The 18,062-nt window shown below is 58.1% G+C and carries 13 protein-coding genes and 1 pseudogene; 9 read left to right on the forward strand and 5 right to left on the reverse strand.

Features of this window, described 5'->3' with window-relative positions; all coding sequences use genetic code 11:
* Together WS61_RS35605 and WS61_RS10210 are read left to right on the forward strand one after the other, a co-directional pair.
* Nucleotides 1–306: pseudogene (locus tag WS61_RS35605) on the forward strand (hypothetical protein); the annotation flags it as partial.
* 208 nt (nt 307–514) lie between these two features.
* Nucleotides 515–724: a hypothetical protein gene (locus WS61_RS10210; protein WP_257127234.1), complete on the forward strand. Its 210-nt coding sequence runs from the start codon at nt 515–517 to the stop codon at nt 722–724.
* Nucleotides 725–1,184: 460 nt separating this feature from the next.
* On the opposite strand, the gene WS61_RS10215 is transcribed toward WS61_RS10210, so the two are convergent.
* The 3 genes from WS61_RS10215 to WS61_RS10225 form a co-directional block, all read right to left on the reverse strand.
* Nucleotides 1,185–3,488: an NADP-dependent malic enzyme gene (locus tag WS61_RS10215; RefSeq protein ID WP_059500378.1), complete on the reverse strand. Its 2,304-nt coding sequence runs from the start codon at nt 3,486–3,488 to the stop codon at nt 1,185–1,187.
* Nucleotides 3,489–3,524: 36 nt separating this feature from the next.
* Nucleotides 3,525–4,886, reverse strand: coding sequence for a C4-dicarboxylate transporter DctA (dctA, locus tag WS61_RS10220; RefSeq protein ID WP_059500379.1), 1,362 nt, complete (start codon nt 4,884–4,886; stop codon nt 3,525–3,527).
* Nucleotides 4,887–5,036: 150 nt separating this feature from the next.
* Nucleotides 5,037–6,203, reverse strand: coding sequence for a mandelate racemase/muconate lactonizing enzyme family protein (locus WS61_RS10225; RefSeq protein ID WP_059500380.1), 1,167 nt, complete (start codon nt 6,201–6,203; stop codon nt 5,037–5,039).
* A 130-nt stretch (nt 6,204–6,333) separates the two neighbouring features.
* Between WS61_RS10225 and WS61_RS10230 the strand changes: the two genes are divergently transcribed.
* Nucleotides 6,334–7,293 (forward strand): LysR family transcriptional regulator, encoded by a 960-nt coding sequence (locus WS61_RS10230; RefSeq protein ID WP_059500381.1) that lies wholly within the window; start codon nt 6,334–6,336, stop codon nt 7,291–7,293.
* Nucleotides 7,294–7,599: 306 nt separating this feature from the next.
* Here WS61_RS10230 and WS61_RS10235 read toward each other — a convergent pair whose 3' ends face one another.
* On the reverse strand, nt 7,600–9,060 hold the full coding sequence (locus WS61_RS10235) for a cytosine permease (protein ID WP_059500382.1): 1,461 nt from the start codon (nt 9,058–9,060) through the stop codon (nt 7,600–7,602).
* A gap of 460 nt (nt 9,061–9,520) precedes the next feature.
* Here WS61_RS10235 and WS61_RS10240 point away from each other — a divergent pair, with 460 nt between their 5' ends.
* The gene (locus WS61_RS10240; RefSeq protein ID WP_059500383.1) at nt 9,521–10,465 is read left to right on the forward strand and encodes a helix-turn-helix domain-containing protein; all 945 of its coding nucleotides are present in this window, start codon (nt 9,521–9,523) and stop codon (nt 10,463–10,465) included.
* A gap of 48 nt (nt 10,466–10,513) precedes the next feature.
* Here WS61_RS10240 and WS61_RS10245 read toward each other — a convergent pair whose 3' ends face one another.
* Nucleotides 10,514–11,449, reverse strand: coding sequence for a helix-turn-helix domain-containing protein (locus WS61_RS10245; RefSeq protein WP_059500384.1), 936 nt, complete (start codon nt 11,447–11,449; stop codon nt 10,514–10,516).
* Between the two features lie 209 nt (nt 11,450–11,658).
* Here WS61_RS10245 and WS61_RS10250 point away from each other — a divergent pair, with 209 nt between their 5' ends.
* From WS61_RS10250 to WS61_RS10270, 5 genes are all read left to right on the forward strand, one after another.
* Nucleotides 11,659–12,705, forward strand: a complete 1,047-nt coding sequence (locus WS61_RS10250; protein ID WP_095211663.1) for a tRNA-dihydrouridine synthase — start codon at nt 11,659–11,661, stop codon at nt 12,703–12,705.
* A gap of 30 nt (nt 12,706–12,735) precedes the next feature.
* Nucleotides 12,736–13,167, forward strand: a complete 432-nt coding sequence (locus WS61_RS10255; protein ID WP_059500385.1) for a nuclear transport factor 2 family protein — start codon at nt 12,736–12,738, stop codon at nt 13,165–13,167.
* A gap of 13 nt (nt 13,168–13,180) precedes the next feature.
* Complete coding sequence (locus WS61_RS10260) at nt 13,181–14,824, forward strand: GMC family oxidoreductase (RefSeq protein ID WP_059500386.1); 1,644 nt, start codon at nt 13,181–13,183, stop codon at nt 14,822–14,824.
* Between the two features lie 149 nt (nt 14,825–14,973).
* Nucleotides 14,974–16,692 carry a GMC family oxidoreductase gene (locus WS61_RS10265; RefSeq protein WP_095211664.1) on the forward strand — a complete coding sequence of 573 codons (1,719 nt, stop codon included), beginning with the start codon at nt 14,974–14,976 and terminating at the stop codon, nt 16,690–16,692.
* 18 nt (nt 16,693–16,710) lie between these two features.
* On the forward strand, nt 16,711–18,060 hold the full coding sequence (locus tag WS61_RS10270; protein WP_095211665.1) for a sugar MFS transporter: 1,350 nt from the start codon (nt 16,711–16,713) through the stop codon (nt 18,058–18,060).
* Nucleotides 18,061–18,062: the final 2 nt, after the last annotated feature.

Raw genomic sequence — 18,062 nt, forward strand, 5'->3', positions numbered from 1 at the left:
GGCAGTGGCGATATTGAGTCGATCGCCACGCTGTCCAATATGCTCGCGCTCGCGTTCTATTTGCGTTCCGACGGCGACGCGGAACTGTATCGCTCCGCGGATTTCGCACTCAACCAATGCATTGCGCGGGCGGAGCGGGGTGGCAAGTGGACTTTTACAGACGCGGAACGGACTGCACTCGAAGCGTTGCTTTGTGTTCATGATAAGCAACTTGCTGCGGTGCCGGTCCATCGCTATCTTGAAGCGCTGGAGCACGTGCAGCATGTTGGCACGCCTTCCTTTAACTTGCCGTTCGAATCGGACTGATGCTGGACGTTTTCTGCCTGTCGTGGCGAATACGCCGGCGGTTGATATGCACGGGTAAATCTGTGAGTTGGCACCGCCTCGTAGTCGTCAGTTTCTACGTAGAAACTCTAGGAAGCGAGTCACGGCGTGTGTATTTGTATCGTCAAAGGGCACCGCGTCGCGCAATTTCGGTGTGCAGGAATGGTCAGGGACCGAGCCGCCGAATTTCGTGATTCAGGAACTCAAGGGGCCGAAGGCGGCATTGCTCGATGTATTCCGCGGTCTGCCCGAGTTCCGGAACGGATACGTGTACGCCAACGACAAACCGGGGTTGGGCGTGGATATCGATGAGGTCGAGGCAGCGAAATATCCGTGTGAAAACACGGTGACTACATGGACGCAGACACGGTTGAAGGACGGTACCTTGCAGACTCCGTAGAGTAGAGTGCTTGAGCCCAGCGGCCGATACACATGTCCGCGCGAGTCGCTGACCTCGGAAGAAGGTAGCGACTCGCGGTGAGCCCATGCACCACCAATCTTTGCCACCGCGGCTGATATGGCTCCCCTAGCGTGCACACTTGGTAACGACAGTTGAGCGAACATCGCTTCTCTCGAACCGAATGAGGCTCGTGAAGGCCGCAATAGTGCACGGGCCGCGCGGGGAGGGTGCGTATAGGCACCGCGCGATTGCTGACAACCTAGACGCCGGAATGGATGCGGTCACAGTGTGCCGGAAGTGCTGCTCGAGACTACTAAGCCGCATCCTTGCGAAGTGTGCGAAGTGATTGATCGGTTGCGTCGGCCGCAGCTTGTTCGGAAGCTGGCGACCAGACTCCGACGTAAGTATCTAGTGCCCGAGTCGAGGCGGACGATTGCAGACCGGGGGTAACCGAACGCACTCAATTGGCTGTGGTATCCGAAACGTCCGCCACCAGCAGCGCCGCCATGTTGACGATGCGACGAACGGTCGCCGACTCGGTCAGCACGTGCACCGGCTGCGCCGCACCGAGCAGGATCGGCCCGATCGCGATGTTGTTGCCGGCGGCCGTCTTCAGCAGGTTGTACGCGATGTTCGCGGCGTCGATGTTCGGCAGGATCAGCAGGTTCGCGTCGCCTTCCAGCGTCGATTCCGGCAGGATTTCCTTGCGCAGTGCCGCGTCGAGCGCGACGTCGCCGTGCATTTCGCCGTCGACCTTCAATTCCGGCGCACGTTCTTGCAGGATCGCGAGCGTATCGCGCATCTTCTGCGCCGAAGGCGCGTTGCTCGTGCCGAAGTTGGAGTGCGACAGCAGCGCGACCTTCGGTTCGATGCCGAAGCGGCGCACTTCCTCGGCAGCCATGATCGTGATCTCGGCGAGTTGCTCCGGGGTCGGATCGACGTTCACGTGCGTGTCGACCAGGAAGATCTGGCGGCCCGGCAGCACGAGGCCGTTCATCGCCGCGTACACGCTGCAGCCCGGGCGCTTGCCGATCACCTGGTCGATGAAGTGCAGGTGGCGGTGCGTGGTGCTGATCGTGCCGCAGATCATCCCGTCCGCTTCGCCCTTCTTCACCAGCATCGAGCCGATCAGCGTCGTGCGGCGGCGCATCTCGACACGGGCCAGCTGCTCGCTGATGCCCTTGCGCGCCATCATCTTGTGGTACGTCTGCCAGAAATCGCGGTAGCGCTCGTCGTGCTCGGTGTTGACGACCGTGAAGTCGGTGCCCGGCGTGAGGCGCAGGCCGTAACGCTGGATACGGTGCTCGATCACCGACGGACGGCCGATCAGGATCGGCTTCGCGAGTTTCTCGTCGACGATGATCTGGACGGCGCGCAGCACGCGCTCTTCCTCGCCTTCCGCGAACACGACGCGCTTCTTCTCCGCCGGCGCGCTGCGCGCGAGCTGGAAAATCGGCTTCATCGTCGTGCCGCTGTGATACACGAATTGCTGCAGGTGCTGCTTGTACGCTTCCATGTCCTCGATCGGGCGCGTCGCGACGCCGCCGTCCATCGCGGCCTGCGCGACGGCCGGCGCGATCTTGACGATCAGGCGCGGATCGAACGGCTTCGGGATCAGGTATTCGGGCCCGAACGACAGGTCCTGGATCCCGTAGGCGGTCGCGACGATGTCGCTCTGCTCGTGCTGCGCAAGTTCGGCGATCGCGTTGACGGCCGCGATCTCCATTTCACGCGTGATCGTCGTCGCGCCCACATCCAGCGCGCCGCGGAAGATGAACGGGAAGCACAGGACGTTGTTGACCTGGTTTGGGTAATCCGCTCGCCCGGTAGCAATTATTGCATCGGGACGAACTGAGAGTGCGACGTTTGGCTGAATCTCGGGCGTCGGATTCGCGAGCGCCATAATCAAAGGCTTGGTACCCATCGCCCTGAGCATCTCGGGTTTCAGCACGTTTCCCGCCGAGAGGCCGAGGAAGATGTCCGCGCCGTCGATCACCTCGGCCAGCGTGCGAGCTTGGGTTTCGCGGGCGAAACGCTCCTTGTCCGGATCCATCAGCTCGGTGCGGCCCTTGTAGACCACGCCGGCCAGGTCGGTCACGGTGATGTTCTCGAGCGGCAGGCCGATGTCGACCAGCAGGTCCAGGCACGCGAGTGCGGCCGCACCCGCGCCCGACGCGACGAGCTTGACCTTCTTGATGTCCTTGCCGACGACCTTCAGCCCGTTCGTGACGGCCGCGGCCACGACGATCGCGGTGCCGTGCTGGTCGTCGTGGAACACCGGGATCTTCATCCGCTTGCGCGCTTCGCGCTCGACGATGAAGCAGTCCGGCGCCTTGATGTCTTCCAGGTTGATCCCGCCGAAGGTCGGCTCCAGCGCGGCGATCACGTCGACCAGCTTGTGCGGGTCCGACTCGTTCAGTTCGATGTCGAACACGTCGATGCCGGCGAACTTCTTGAACAGTACCGCCTTGCCTTCCATCACCGGCTTCGACGCGAGCGGGCCGATGTTGCCGAGCCCGAGCACCGCGGTGCCGTTCGTGACGACGCCGACCAGGTTGCTGCGCGCGGTGAAGCGCGCGGCGTTCAGCGGGTTCTCGACGATCTCCTCGCACGCATAGGCGACACCCGGCGAATACGCAAGCGCAAGGTCGCGCTGGTTGGTCATTTGCTTCGTCGGTGCGATCGCGATCTTCCCGGGCGTCGGGAATTCGTGATAGTCGAGCGCAGCCTCTCGGAAGCGCGCGGTGTCGGAGTATGAAGTCATTTCAATAATTTCTGTGATGGCGGGGATCAACACCGGTCAATGAAAATTGGACCGGATTGCAGGCTCGCTTGCAGTAACCGAGCGACCGTCGGACTGCTTTCCAGGAGGCTCAAGCACATCCACGCTCACATCAATATCTCGGTCGAGTACGGCGCGCGCTGTATTCATATCGAGTACGCCTTCCCAGCGGGCGACCACGACGGTAGCGACGCCATTGCCGATCAGGTTCGTAACCGCACGAGCTTCATTCAGGAAGCGGTCGATACCCAGCAGCAACACCAATCCCGAAACCGGAACCGAATGCATCGTGGAGAGCGTAGCCGCCAACGCCACGAAGCCAGCACCGGCAACGCCGGCTGAACCCTTGGACGAAAGAAGCAATACACCGAGCACCAGCAGCTGATCCCAGATCGACAAGTGGATGTTCATCGCTTGTGCAATGAAGAGGGTAGCCATCGTCAGGTAAATGGATGTTCCATCTGCGTTGAATGTGTAGCCCGTTGGAAGCACCATTCCTACGACAGGGCGCGAGCACCCAAGCTTTTCCATCTTGATGAGCATCTGCGGCAATACTGCTTCGGTCGACGCAGTGCCCAATGTGATGAAAATTTCGTCCTTGATGTAGCGAAGGAATTTCCACAGCGAGAGCCCGCACATGCGCATTGCGGCGCCAAGAACGAACACCACGAAGATGATCGATGTAAGGTAAAGGCAGACCATCAATTCACCGAACGACGTCAGCGTACCGATCCCGTACTTGCCGACGGTGAATGCCATCCCACCAAATGCGCCAATGGGAGCCACATACATCACGATTCGGACGACGCCGAACATCCCTTGCAGAAACATGTCCAGCATGTCTACAAACGGGGCCGTACGTGGCCCCAGTTTGGCAAGCGCGATTGCCAGCAGAACCGAGAAGAAGATGATTGGAAGGATCTCGCCGTTCGCGAATGCCCCAACGATGCTGTTCGGCACGATGCTCATGAAAAAATCGAGCATGCCGTGTTGTTGTGCCGTATGGGCGTATCCGGCAATCGCTGAACTATCGATATGAGCTGGATCGATGTTCATCCCCCGGCCGGGCTTCATGATGTTGACGACTACCATCCCGATGGCGAGCGCGATCGTGGATGCCACCTCGAAATAGAGCACGGCTTTAACGCCAACTCGACCAGCTTCATGGAGGTCGTTCATACGCGCTATGCCGACGACGACGGAAGCAAAGATGATAGGCGCCAGCAACATCCGGATCAGCTTGATGAACAGATCACCAAGCGGCTTGAGTTGGGAGCCGATGTCCGGGTAGAAATGTCCGACAAGAATGCCGGCAATGATGCCGATCAGAACTTGGACGTAGAGCTTGGAAAGATACTTCCTGATTTTAGAAACCCGCATGTCTGTCTCCTATGCGTGGCGTCACATTCGGAACCGAGCGATCGGTCACAAGGGCTTCGCCGATGCGACCGATACGGCCGGAATTCGCCTGCTTATTTGTGTTTTTTGCTACGGTGCGCCGGCGTTGTGCCGGCGCGAATCGTTGTCTGCTTATGCGGACAGCTTTTGCATTTCTGCAAAGAGATCGGCTTTACCTTCGAAGCCGATACCAGGCAGGTCAGGCATCGTGATGTAGCCGTTGTCGACCTTGACGCCATCCGGGAATCCGCCGTAGGGCTGGAACAAATCGGGGTACGACTCGTTACCGCCCAAACCCAGACCTGCCGCGATGTTCAGCGACATCTGATGACCGCCGTGCGGAATGCAGCGGCTCGGCGACCATCCGTGCTGGTGCAACATGTCAAGTGTCCGGAGGTATTCGACCAAGCCGTAACTCAGTGCGCAGTCGAATTGCAGCCAGTCGCGATCGGGACGCATCCCGCCGTAACGGATCAGGTTGCGGGCGTCTTGCATCGAGAACAGGTCTTCGCCGGTCGCCATCGGCTTGTCGTAGTAGTTGCGCAGCGTCGCCTGAAGTTCGAAGTCCAGCGGATCGCCCGGCTCCTCATACCAGAACAGGTCGTATTGCGACAGCGCCTTCGCATACTGAATCGCGGTGTCGAGATCGAAGCGGCCGTTTGCATCGACCGCGAGCTTCTGACCATCACCCAGTACGCTGAGGATCGAGTCGATACGGCGCAGGTCTTCGTCGAGCGATGCGCCGCCAATCTTCTTCTTCACGACCGTGTAGCCCCGGTCGATGTAGCTGCGCATTTCGTCTTTCAGCTTTTCGTGGTCCTGGCCCGGATAGTAGTAACCGCCGGCCGCGTACACGAAAATCTTGCGGTCGGGCTGGCCATTGCCATAGCGGTCAGCCAGCAATTGGAACAGAGGCTTGCCTTCGATCTTCGCCACTGCATCCCAGATTGCCATGTCGATCGTGCCGATTGCCACCGAGCGCTCGCCGTGACCGCCAGGCTTCTCGTTGGTGAACATCGTTGCCCAAATCTTGTGGGGATCGAGGTTGTCGCCTGCGTCATTGACGAGGCTTGCGGGTTCGGCTTCCAGAATGCGCGGGATGAAGCGCTCGCGCATGAGCTTGCCCTGACCATAACGGCCGTTGGAATTGAAACCGTAGCCGACGACCGGTTTGCCGTCGCGGATCACGTCGGTGATCACGGCAACGAGGCTCAGCGTCATCTTGCTGAAGTCGATGTAGGCATTCCGGATCGGTGAGCTGATCGGGACGGTTTTTTCGCGGATTTCGACGATTCTCATGACGATGTCTCCTGAGTATTGAGCACGTATTGCATGCATGGGGTTGCAATGGAACGTAGCTTATCCGCGAAATCAGGCGCTATACTTCACCTCAATTCATTTCATTTTTTACCGTGGGTGAATAACGGAAATGGCAACCGACATCGCTCCCGACTTCGAATTTTTCATCCTCCTTGCGAGGCTCAAGAGTATGTCCGGTGCGGCTCGCGCACTTAATCTGACCCCACCTGCGGGTACCAAGCGCTTAGGGTTGATCGAGCAGCGGCTAGGGGTCCGACTGGTCAACAGGACGACTCGAAACGTCAGTTTGACGCCGGAAGGTGAGACTTACCTGCGCTACGCAACCCAAATTGTCGGACAGGTTCGGCAAATGGAGGAGGAGATTTCCGGAGCGCGCATCGATCCACACGGACTACTCCGTATCAACGCGACCCTGGGATTCGGACGCACAACCATATCGCCGCTGGTGTCCGATTTCGCAAAGCGATTTCCGAAGGTCGAGATCCAGTTTGAAGTGACCGACCGCCCGATCGATCTTGTTGCCGAAGGTTTTGACATGGCAATCCGTTTTGGCGAACTTCCCGATAGCCGTCTGAGCGCGCGGCGCATCATGAGCAACCGACGATTTCTTTGTGCCTCTCCGAAGTACTTGGAGCGCTTCGGGACGCCGGAGCATGTCGAAGATCTGGTCAACCATCGTTGCATCATCCATCGTCAGAATGACGACGCGTACGGCGTTTGGAAGTACATACAGGACGATCACCTAGAAGCGCTGAAGGTCAAAGGGGCGCTCTCAAGCAACGATGGCGACATCGTGCTGCGGTGGGCGCTGGACGGGCACGGCATACTGATTCGTTCCGAATGGGACCTTGCGAAGTACGTACAGAGTGGGCGGTTGAGGCTGGTGTTGCCGGATACTCCATTGCCTTCTGCTGACTTGTTCGTGTATTACCCGAGTCACCGAAATCAGACCGCGCGTGCTCGTGCATTCATCGATTTTTTGATCGATCATTTCCGCGCGCCGTTCGTCCCGGTGGAGACAGGGGCGTTGATATATGCCCAGAAGAAGCGGACGGGACGGAAGGGATGAGCGGGACGCCTGGCATGCGTCTCCGCGCTTGGGGCGCGTGGCTGTCGATGCGAGAAAGGCGGCTCCTTTCTTCAAGCTGGCACGCAGCGTATCGTTGATTCCGGGACTGGCGGACCGCGGACGCGGTTATGCGAGGTGACTCAGTGCCTCGCATAACGGCCTAGAGTTGGAGTGGACGGCAACTGGGCAGAAGACCTGGCCGGGAGGCTCCGTATCCGCCGGCCACCGTTGCGGATGTGATCCGCATCGGTGGCGCGATGGCGGTCTGACACGTGCGTCCCGCGTCAGATGAAGGTCGGATTGCGCTTAGTACTGAGCGTGTGCGCGCCGCTCAGTAGCCGTTGTGAACAACGGGGGAGCATCGATCGTATTCAGCTTGGCGGAGGCAACGGCCTTAACTTCTTCCTCAAGATCGAAATTCCGCATGAAGAACAGATATGTGGAGGTTGCCACCAGCAGTCCGACAGCGAAAGCAATATCAGCTTTGTCTAGCAGAAGGGAGACAGGTCCCGTGTATAGCGATGTGCTGAAGAACGGGATCATCGCAATGAAACCGATCGCGTAGCTCGCGATGCCGGCCTTGCCCCATCTACCATAGATTCCGCCATCCGGCCGCATGATGTCGGAAATCGAAAAGACGCCTCGCCGTACAAAGTAGTAGTCCGTGAGATTGACCGCCGTCCATGGGATCAGGAAATAGCCCAGAATGGCGAGGAACGCGGAGAACGAGTCAAGGATGTTCTGCGGGATAAGCAGCGCCGTGACGGTCATGATGGAGCCCCCGCAGACAATTGTCCCTGCACGCAGAGCGATCGTCGATCGAATGGGGCGGAAGCCTTCTGCTGCGCTCAGCAACGCGACAGTTCCGCTATAGAGCGAGATCGCACACGTGATCAGGCACGAGGCCGCGGCGACGATCATCGTGATCGATCCAAGGCCATATCCGAAGCTGTCACCCATACGCCGGATTGCCGCGATGACATCCGTGCCTGGGAATGCGACCGAAAGGATCGCCCCGAGGCTTTCGAGCCACACCGCGGAGATCAATGTGCCGAAGAAGACGGCAGACGAGACCGACGAACCTTTCATCTTGCTCGGCAGATACCGCGTATAGTCGGAAACGATCGGGGCGATAGCGATCTGATACGTCGCCGCCGCACCAAATTGCGCTAGGAACGGCACGAATGCGAAATGCTGTGTCGCGAAAAGCGATCGAATCGGAAGAACGGTCGTCGCAGCAACTGTCAAAAGAATCAAGTTGATCAGCGTCGCATACGAAGCAAGCTTTTCGACTTTCAGAACGAGCTTGTACCCGACAATTGCGATGAGCATCGCGGCGGCCCCGAATACAATCTGCGTGGCTGATGCATGGGTAATGTTCACGACGTCGTCGATGGACTGTGCACCGGTCTGCACGAAGAAGATCGCGAAACCAAATTGGCACAGCGTCGCTGCCAGCAGCGGCAAAACCGCACCGCGTGATCCGAATTGGACCCGTGACTGAATCATCTGAGGAAGACCCATGCGGGGTCCCTGGGCACCATGAAAGGCCTGGAACAGTGTGCCGAACACGCTTCCTGCTACGATCGCGACAAGCGTCCACATGAGATCGAGTTTATAGAGCGACCCGACGGCGCCTGTGAACATGGTGATCAGTGTTGCATTGATCATGAACCACAGTTGAAGCTGGCTTGCCACGCTACCATGGCGCTCACTTTCCGGGATGTGGTCGAACGAGCGAGATTCGACGATATCTGACTGACTCACACTTCCTCCTTCGTAGTCCGATGTATTGTTGTGTTGAATTGCAGAGAGGCGGGGACGAAGCCATCAAGATCGCTTAGCGATCAGAGGGCAATGTCGGCACAATTTCTTCTTACCAGCACGCTTCCGCGTGGCAGTCACGGTGTCGTGTCACGTATGCAAAATGACAGGTTCCATTGCACGTAGACGCCGACGACGCGTACGCAAGCGTAAGCGCGCCAAATTTGGATGGCTGTGCCGCACGTGCTGTAGGTATCGGCTGCGAGTGCCAGTAGCTGCTAACATCGTCTCGGGCGAGCAAGTTGGACTGGGGACAGAGACGACTTCCGTGCGCCGATGGCTGGGCGCGATCTTTGATCCCAGCAAGGAAACGTCACGGTAGCCTCGCCGCGAGCTCGATACCCTGTTGGGGGCGCCGCGAAGGCGGATGTCAATTTAGGCGATCTGGAGTGGTAGATTGGCAATGACTACAGCACAGGTATTAGCAGTGCCAGAGGGAAAGGCCGACTTGGCGTGCTGGATCGATGCGGTTTGTTCTGGGCAAGATCCGGTCGACACACGTGTAATCGGAGAAACGCCATTCAGTGGCTACCTCTCTGTGCAGCAATTCGGAGCCGTCTGGCTACGCCGATTCAGGTCGACGCCAGTCCAATATTCGCGACGTCAGAGAGGTTCAAATTTCGAGTCGAGCGGGTTCTTCGAAGCGTCTCTTACATTGAGTGGCAGATCGATCATCACGCAAAGTGGCCGGGAAGTGGTCCAGAGGCCAGCCGATATTGTTCTGTTCGACAATGCTCGTCCGTACGAGTACGTTTTGCCGGACGGCGACGACCAACTGGTCGTGGGTATCCCGCATGCTTTGCTTCGAGAGCAGTTGCCGAATGCGGATGCGTTGACGTGTACGGTGTTGAGCGGCGCCTCTACCTTTGGGGGGCTTGTGCGCCAGCTACTTCAAGGGCTCGAATCGACTGGGAATCTCGAAGATAGCGCGGCTTCCGGGCGGATTGGTAGCACTATCGTCGATCTTCTGGCTACGGCGTTTGATGTCGAATTTTGCTCCGACGCATCACAAACCCCGGCCTATTCCCGCCCTCTCGAACGAGTCAAGGCCTACATGATCGATCATCTGTCCGATTCAGAATTGGATATAGAGTCGATCGCACGTGCCAACAATATTTCCGTTCGTACTTTGCACCGGCTGTTTTCCGGGCAAGGGACAACGGCGATGCGATGGTTGTGGCAACAGCGGTTGTCAGCGAGTTATAAGGTATTGTCAGTGGGGCGTTTCAAGCGCGTGAGCGACGTTGCGGCAATGCACGGGTTTACCAATTTTTCGCACTTTACGCGCTCGTTCAAGCTGACCTTCGGCATCCTTCCGCAAGCGCTCCTGCGCGAGCGTATGAAGTGAATTACCACCTGCTTGATTTCTCCAGCTGTGTACCCGCAACCTACAGCCTTAGTGTCCTTTGCGCAGTACTTCGTGCGGCAGCCGACCGTATCGTTTTTTGAACGCGCGACTGAAGTGCGAAAGGTCATTGAATCCGCAATCGAAGGCTGCTTGGCTGACTTGTCGGACTTTTCCTTCGCTCAAGATTTTATAGCTCGATGCCAGCCTTCGAGTCCAAATCCAATTGATTGCGGTCGTGCCTTCAGAGGCGAACATTCGGTTTAGCGTCCGTACAGAAACGCTGTGGCGCTTGGCGATTTGCTGAACGTTCAGCTCCGATTCTGAGAGATGGTCTTCGATGTATTGCTTGATATTCGATAGGGCAATATCGAACCTCCCACACGCTTCCGACGGAAGGTTGCTTTCAATTGCGGCGGCAAGAATCTCCAGCAATCCGTTAGTCACCCGTACGTCGTGATGGGGGGTCTCAAGGTAGCCGTTTATACATTCTCGGACGAGGCTTCGGACCAACATGCCGGCCGGTGAGCCAACATCCACCGAAGTTGCTGCGATGCGTTCCGCTGATTTGACACGCTCGCTCAGAAGCGAGCGCGGGATCTTAACGACTTGAGTGGTCGACCCTTCCGGAAATGAAATTTCCGACTGCTCTAGGGAGCTATAGATTACGAGGTCGCCCGGACTAATCGGGGTGCGATTGCCTCGTTGCTCGACGAATCCATGCCCTTCGACGGCAAGCACCAACTGATAATGTTCTTCGCCGCCCGCCTTGATCTCGTCACTGCCTCGATAGTACGTCATGGGAGGGGACGTAACTTCGCTGAGCTCCAGGCAGCCGAAGGGGCGTGCCCGAATGGCGCCGTTCAAGGTACTGCTTCCGAGCCTTCTGCAGTCGACCGTCAGATAAGTCTGAAAGATCGCCTCCTGCCAATAATTCAGCCGCTGGGACTCGGGGACCTTTTGAAGGCTGAAGGTCGAGGCGATCATGGCTACGTCTCCATACTGTCTTCTATGTTGCGTAAACTGCGGAGGATGCGACGCCCTAGTGGTCGTGTCAAATAAGGTGAAACCCTAGGCGCGCATAGTCTATCGATTGGCGCGAAAAGCAGAGTCGGCCTTCCTCTTCCGGCGTAAGTTGAACCTCGAGTCCGTCGCCGACAACTCGGCACGGGTAGCGTTTAATACACCGAGGTCGTATGAGTTTGATATTCAAGCCGCTTACGTTGCGTGGGATCACGATCAAAAACCGAATCGCGATGGCGCCAATGCTGATGTACACGGGAAACGAAGAAGGCGTAGTTACCGATTTGCATTTGGCCCACTACGCTGCACGAGCGCTGGGCGGGGTCGGGCTTATCACAACGGAAGTGGTGGCCGTCGATCCGAGCGGTCGGATCAGCCATAAAGATCTTGGTCTGTGGGATGACGCGCAGATCGATGGACTGCGGCGCCTCGCGGGCATGATCCGAATTTGCGGGGCCACCAGCGCGCTCCAACTGGCTCATGCGGGACGGAAATCCTTGATCGACGGCGAGATTTTTGCGCCTTCAGCAATTCCGCACGGTGCGCAAACGAAAGTCCCGACTGAACTCACTGTCGACCAGATCGTGGCGATTGTCGCGTCGTATCGTGCCTCCGCAGCGCGAGCCGCTGCAACGGGGTTCGATTGCCTGGAGATCCATGCAGCTCACGGGTATCTGATTCATGAGTTCCTCTCACCGATCTCAAATCGTCGGGAGGACCGCTATGGCGGCACAAGGGACAACCGATGGAGACTCATTCTTGAAATCGTCAAGGAAGTGCGGTCGGTATGGCCCGAGGACAAGCCCTTGATTGTGCGACTTTCCGCTGAAGACAAAGCCGGGGGTGGGGGCGGAACGGTCGCTGACACGATAGATCTGGGCCAGAAACTGAAGGAGCTTGGTGTCGATCTGCTTAGCGTTTCGGCTGGAGGGTTGTCACCGACGTTCGACGGTGAAATCTATCCTGGCTATCAAGTGGAATATGCGGCGAAGCTGAGGAATTGCCTCGGAATTCCCGTGGGATGCAATGGATCGATCACATCCAGTGAACTCGTCGAGTCGATTCTCCATAGCGGGTCGTCAGACCTGGTCTATATGGGGAGAGAGCTTCTGAGAAATCCTTTCTGGGTGCTGGGAGTCGCGAAAAGTGCTGGTGTCGACCCGGCGCTGACCATCCCGACTTATGCCCGTGCGACTGGCCCATACGAGCGTGGTCATTAAGAAAGAAAAGACGAGACTAAGGAGACATTCATGGAGCACTTCACTAACGCCGAAGATCGAGCGTTGATTCTCGATTGCATCGCGAAATATGGATGGGGTTACGACGAAGGCGACTTCGCGATGTTGGCGGATGCGTTTACCGAGAACGCAACCACGGGTGGGATCGTGACCGGTACCGACATGTGTTGGGGGCCGGTTACCGGACGCTCCCAGATCGTTGGGACCTTGTCAGCGATTCGTGAGGCGCAGACAGATCAGCGGCGCCATACGATACACACACACCGCTTCGAGGCGCAGACACCGACAACAGCAAGTTTGTCTGCGTACATCGTTGTCCTCGCGTCAGAGAATGGCGAGACGCGGATCGTCACGGCGGGCCGCTACAGTATCGACGCAATCAAGGAAGCTGATCAGGTGTGGCGAATGAGCCGCCTCGACGCAGTTCTGGACAGTCCGTTTTGACAGGCCAGTGCGTATGGACCTGTTTGATTACATTGTCGTCGGCGGTGGCGCGGCGGGATGCGTGGTAGCGGCGCGGCTGAGCGAGGCCGGGAGCGAGCGGGTACTTTTGCTTGAAGAAGGACCCGATGACAAGTCACTGTTCGTCAAAGCTCCAGGCGGGTTCTTCAAGTTGCACGGTACGTCCCGAACCTTCACTTATATGGGTGAACCGGAGCCCGCAAGCGGCTTGAGACCCTACCCGTTCCTGCAGGGGCGGGTGTTGGGTGGCGGACTGTCGATCAACGCCATGGTGTATATCCGGGGGCAGAAAGCTGACTTCGACGAGTGGCGTGAGATGGGGTGCGCGGGCTGGGGATACGAGGACGTTTTGCCATATTTTCGGAAATCCGAAAGCAATGCGCGCTTCTCAGTGCCTTACCACGGTGTCGATGGTCCGCTTAAGATTTCCGACGGTGTGCATCGTCACGAGCTGTCGGACGCATTTGTTCGCGCGGCACAAGAGGCTGGGTACCTTGACGGGCGCTCCATCAGGTTTAATCCGGATTTCAACGGCATGGACCAGGAGGGCGTAGGGTATTACCAGACCTTCACCTATCGAGGCGAGCGGGTGAGTAGCGCTCGAGCGTACCTGGAAAGCGCTCGCTCCAAACCGAACCTGATCGTACAGACAAATTCTATGGTGACACGGGTCATTGTGGAAAATCGCCGTGCGATCGGGGTCGTCGTGCGTACCCGCGACGGCGAGCGCCGGATCGTGGCGCGCAAGGAAGTGATTCTCTGCGCCGGCGCCTTTATGACCCCCAAGATACTGATGCTTTCCGGCATCGGCCCCGCGGATCACCTGGCTGAGTTTGGGATTCGAGTCGAGGCGGACTTGCCGGGTGTTGGATCGAACTACCGGGATCACCTGATCTCGCCGGTGGACGTCGTTCTGAAAGACCCGATCAGCTTGATGGGGCAGGACCGCGGTTGGAATGCGGCAAGAAACGGTTTGCAATGGCTGCTGTTTCGTACCGGAGTTCTATCGTCAACCGTTGTCGAATGTGGTGGCTTCTTCGATATCGACGGCGACGGCCGGCCGGAAATAAATCTGAACGCATTAGCCGTCTCATCAGCTGGGTGGGGCGACCCGCTTCCGCAAGGCGAACACTTCTTTTCGCTCGCTCCCCTTTGTCTGACCTGCCATTCGAAGGGAGAGGTTCGTTTAAGAAGCACAGATGCCGAGCATCCCCCGCGCGTTCTCGGCAACTTCTTTGCGCACGAGCAGGAGATGCGCAATCAGGTTCAAGGTATTCGACTGGCAAGGCGCATCCTGCGCGCCCCATCACTTGAAAAGTATTTGAAGTTCGAGCGATTGCCTGGGACAGGAGTGTCCGACGACACCGCCGAGATTGAGGCTTATGTACGTGCGCGCAGCACGACAGGCCTCCATGCCGCCGGGACGTGTGCGATGGGGGGCACCGACGAGGCCGTAGTGGATCTCGAGCTGCGTGTGCGTGGCATCGACGGGCTGCGCGTTGCGGATGCGTCTGTGATGCCCAATGTGGTGCGCGGCAATACCGCAGCTGCGACGATCATGATTGCGGAGCGGGCCGCGGATTTCATCAAACAGCAGCGGGAACCGCAGCTGGCAGCGGCAAGCGTGCTGCTGGCGTGACTCCTTCGCGGCCAGCCATTTTGATTGCTTGAGGGTGGCGCGACCGGGCCATCGATTGTCGCGCATGTTCGAGAGGTTCAGACGGCTGTCGACTACGCTGGAGACTCCATACTTAGATGCGGGCTCACTATAGGTGAGCATGGAGACAGATGAACAACGATATCTACGACTACATCGTAGTCGGTGGGGGAGCGGCGGGATGTGTCGTCGCCTCGAGACTGAGTGAGAATCCGGCGACTTCGGTCCTGCTCCTCGAGCAAGGCTGCCATGACCGGTCAATCGCAATCAAGGTTAACGGTGCGTACTTCCGCACGATGGGTACGAAGCGAACCGTTCAGTACCTCGCGGAACCCCAACCCTATACGGGCAACCGGCAGATTCAGGTCATGCAGGCCAACACGCTCGGAGGCGGGCATTCGATCAACGCGATGTTGTACGTTCGTGGTCAGCGACAGGACTACGACGGCTGGAGTGCAGCGGGTTGCACGGAATGGAAGTACAGCGACGTTCTACCCTATTTTCGGCGTGCAGAGAACAATTCGCGGATCGTGAACGAGTTTCACGGAAACAGCGGACCCTTGACTGTTTGTGACAGTCGTTACCGCCATGTGTTGAGCGATGCGTTCATTGAAGCGTCGCTGCAGGCTGCGAGTAACGCAGGCCTCCACCTGGATGTCAACGACGACTTCAATGGCGCGACACAGGCAGGCGTTGGTTATTATCAGATTACTAGCAAAAACGGTGAGCGCGTCAGCACGTCGCGTGCCTATCTCAGACCGGCACTCGAGCGCAGTAACCTGACCGTTCGAACCGACACCCGCGTTCTCCGAGTCCTGATCGAGAACGGAAAAGCGACGGGCGTTCTGATTCGCGACGCGCATGGGCAAGAGCGCCGGGTCGCCGCACGGGCCGAGGTGATCGTCGCGGCTGGAGCCGTCATTTCTCCGAAGCTGCTCATGCTGTCCGGCATTGGTAACGCCGCTGAGCTGGAAAAGCTCGGAATTGCGACGCATGCAAACTTGCCTGGCGTCGGCGAAAACTTCCAGGACCATCTTGTTGTGCCCGTGGACGGCGAACTCAAGAACCCGATCAGTCTGCTTGGTCAGGACAGGGGGCTGAATGCATTTCGCCACGGCTTGCGGTGGCTTCTCTCCAGAAGTGGGCTCCTGAGCTCGAATCTTGTTGAGGCTGGCGGCTTCCTCGATCTGGATGGCGACGGTCGCCCGGAAATCCAGATCCATACGCTGGCGATGGCGTCGACAAGTTGGGGAAAACTCGCGGGAGCTGATTCCGTCCACGGATTGTCTGTCGCACCGTGCTGTCTCACCAGCCATTCTCGCGGGTCAATCAAGCTTAAGAGTGCCGATCCCGCTGATGCGCCCGTCATTGTCTCGAATTATCTCAAGGACGATCGCGATGTCGCGAACCTGATTCGCGGCGTCCGGTTTGCACGGACCATCTTGAAGGCGTCTCCGCTGGCGAAATACATCAAGCAAGAAATTATGCCGGGTGGGGACGTCGGCGACGACGACGCGGCGTTGGAGCGCTACGTTCGGGACCATGTGCAGATGGCGTTTCATCCGGCCGGAACGTGCGCCATGGGCACGGATGAGAATTCCGTTGTCGACACTCGGTTGCGCGTGCATGGGATCGAAGGGCTTCGTGTTGCCGATGCATCCATTATGCCGACGCTGGTTCGCGGTAATACGACAGCGCCGGTCGTCATGATCGCGGAACGTGCGGCGGAATTCATCAAGGAAGATGCCGTAGGAAAACGAGCCGTATCCACCGCCGGCGCGTCATGTGGTTCCCATTCGGTTCAAAACGGTCAAGGACAAAACGTGCTGGCGACCTCGGCCACGCTATAAGTAGATGGAGACAAGATCATGAGCATGCTGGATCAACAGAAGACGCTCGACAGCTTAAAGGGCGTGCCGGTAGGCCGGATTTTCGTGGCCGCCTTCATCACCCAGTTCTGCATGGGCTTGGAGATGTTACTGCGAATCAATGCAGCGACGGCTATCAAGGTTCAGTTCTTCGACGCGGTCGATCCGCTGACTTCAGGTGCCCAAATCGGCGAGATTCTGGGCGTTCTGTTTCTCGGCTTTGCCATCGCCAATTTCGTGATGTCTCCGTTTGTTGACGCAATCGGGATGCGGCGATTGCACTTCGTGGGCGTTTGCACGTATCTCGTCGGAACCGTATTGGTTTGCTTCGCGCAACCCGGGACGCAGCACGCCTATGCGTTGCTATGGGCAGGTTCCCTAATGCAGGGGCTGGCGTGGGGCGCACTCGAGAGTGTCCTCAACCCTCTGGTGGTCAGCATCTATCCGACCCGCAAGGTCGGCAAGCTGAACCTTTTCCACGGGGCATATGCGCTGGGCATGATTGTGGCCGCTCCGGTCTGTGTGGTCGTCGAGAAGCTGTCGCTCGGTTGGCGCTTCGAACTGTGTGTCGTCTTCGTTCCTGCCTGCATCGCTCTGGTGCTGATCACGCGGCTGAAGTACCCACTAAGCGAGCGCGTTATTCACGGTGTTTCATTCGGTGAGATGCTGCATCAGACGCTGAAGCGCCCGCTCTTCTATCTGTGCATGGCCGCAATGTTCCTGACGGCAGCGACGGAGCTCGTGCCAAGCAGTTGGATCGACTTGACGCTGACGAAAGTTGTCGGCTTGCAAGGATTCTGGATCGTTGCCTTCATTTACTCGGTCCAGTTCGTTGTCAGGTTGTTTGCAGGGCCGCTGAATCGTCGACTGGGGTCCGCGGGCCTCCTGCTGTTTGCCTCGATTTTCGCATTTGTGGGCTTACTGATGCTCAGTCACGCGACCACGCCCGCCACGGGGTTGTTTGCGGCGTTGTTGTTTGGCGTTGGCACATCGTTTATGTGGCCGACGACACTTGCCGCCGCATCGGAACGATTCCCGGCGGGCGGGTCGTTCGCAATCGGAACCATGGCTTCGGCCGGCATGCTGTCGACGTACGTAATGATGCCGATCTTTGGGAAGATGTTTGATGCCGCGAAGATCAGTGCGGCTGGTGGTGCAGAGGCGTTTCGGCATCTCGCGCTCGGCACACCGGCATTTGACAAGACGCTCGCGGTTGCCGCCGCAACGATATTCCGAAATGGAAGCGTCATGCCTGTCGCGACTTTGATCTTCTTCGCATTGCTATGGCTATACGACAACCGCAGGCGGCAAGTGAAGTACTCGCTTTCGGAGTCCAGGGTGGCTGAGTGACA

The organism is Burkholderia sp. ABCPW 11, assembly GCF_001523445.1.
In the GTDB taxonomy this organism is placed as follows: domain Bacteria; phylum Pseudomonadota; class Gammaproteobacteria; order Burkholderiales; family Burkholderiaceae; genus Burkholderia.

Excerpts from the sequence above, each read along its gene's own strand:
- WS61_RS10215 (WP_059500378.1), bottom strand. The coding sequence starts at position 3,488 with ATGACTTCATACTCCGACACCGCGCGCTTCCGAGAGGCTGCGCTCGAC.
- dctA (WP_059500379.1), bottom strand. The coding sequence starts at position 4,886 with ATGCGGGTTTCTAAAATCAGGAAGTATCTTTCCAAGCTCTACGTCCAA.
- WS61_RS10225 (WP_059500380.1), bottom strand. The coding sequence starts at position 6,203 with ATGAGAATCGTCGAAATCCGCGAAAAAACCGTCCCGATCAGCTCACCG.
- WS61_RS10230 (WP_059500381.1), top strand. The coding sequence starts at position 6,334 with ATGGCAACCGACATCGCTCCCGACTTCGAATTTTTCATCCTCCTTGCG.
- WS61_RS10240 (WP_059500383.1), top strand. The coding sequence starts at position 9,521 with ATGACTACAGCACAGGTATTAGCAGTGCCAGAGGGAAAGGCCGACTTG.
- WS61_RS10245 (WP_059500384.1), bottom strand. The coding sequence starts at position 11,449 with ATGATCGCCTCGACCTTCAGCCTTCAAAAGGTCCCCGAGTCCCAGCGG.
- WS61_RS10250 (WP_095211663.1), top strand. The coding sequence starts at position 11,659 with ATGAGTTTGATATTCAAGCCGCTTACGTTGCGTGGGATCACGATCAAA.
- WS61_RS10255 (WP_059500385.1), top strand. The coding sequence starts at position 12,736 with ATGGAGCACTTCACTAACGCCGAAGATCGAGCGTTGATTCTCGATTGC.
- WS61_RS10260 (WP_059500386.1), top strand. The coding sequence starts at position 13,181 with ATGGACCTGTTTGATTACATTGTCGTCGGCGGTGGCGCGGCGGGATGC.
- WS61_RS10265 (WP_095211664.1), top strand. The coding sequence starts at position 14,974 with ATGAACAACGATATCTACGACTACATCGTAGTCGGTGGGGGAGCGGCG.
- WS61_RS10270 (WP_095211665.1), top strand. The coding sequence starts at position 16,711 with ATGAGCATGCTGGATCAACAGAAGACGCTCGACAGCTTAAAGGGCGTG.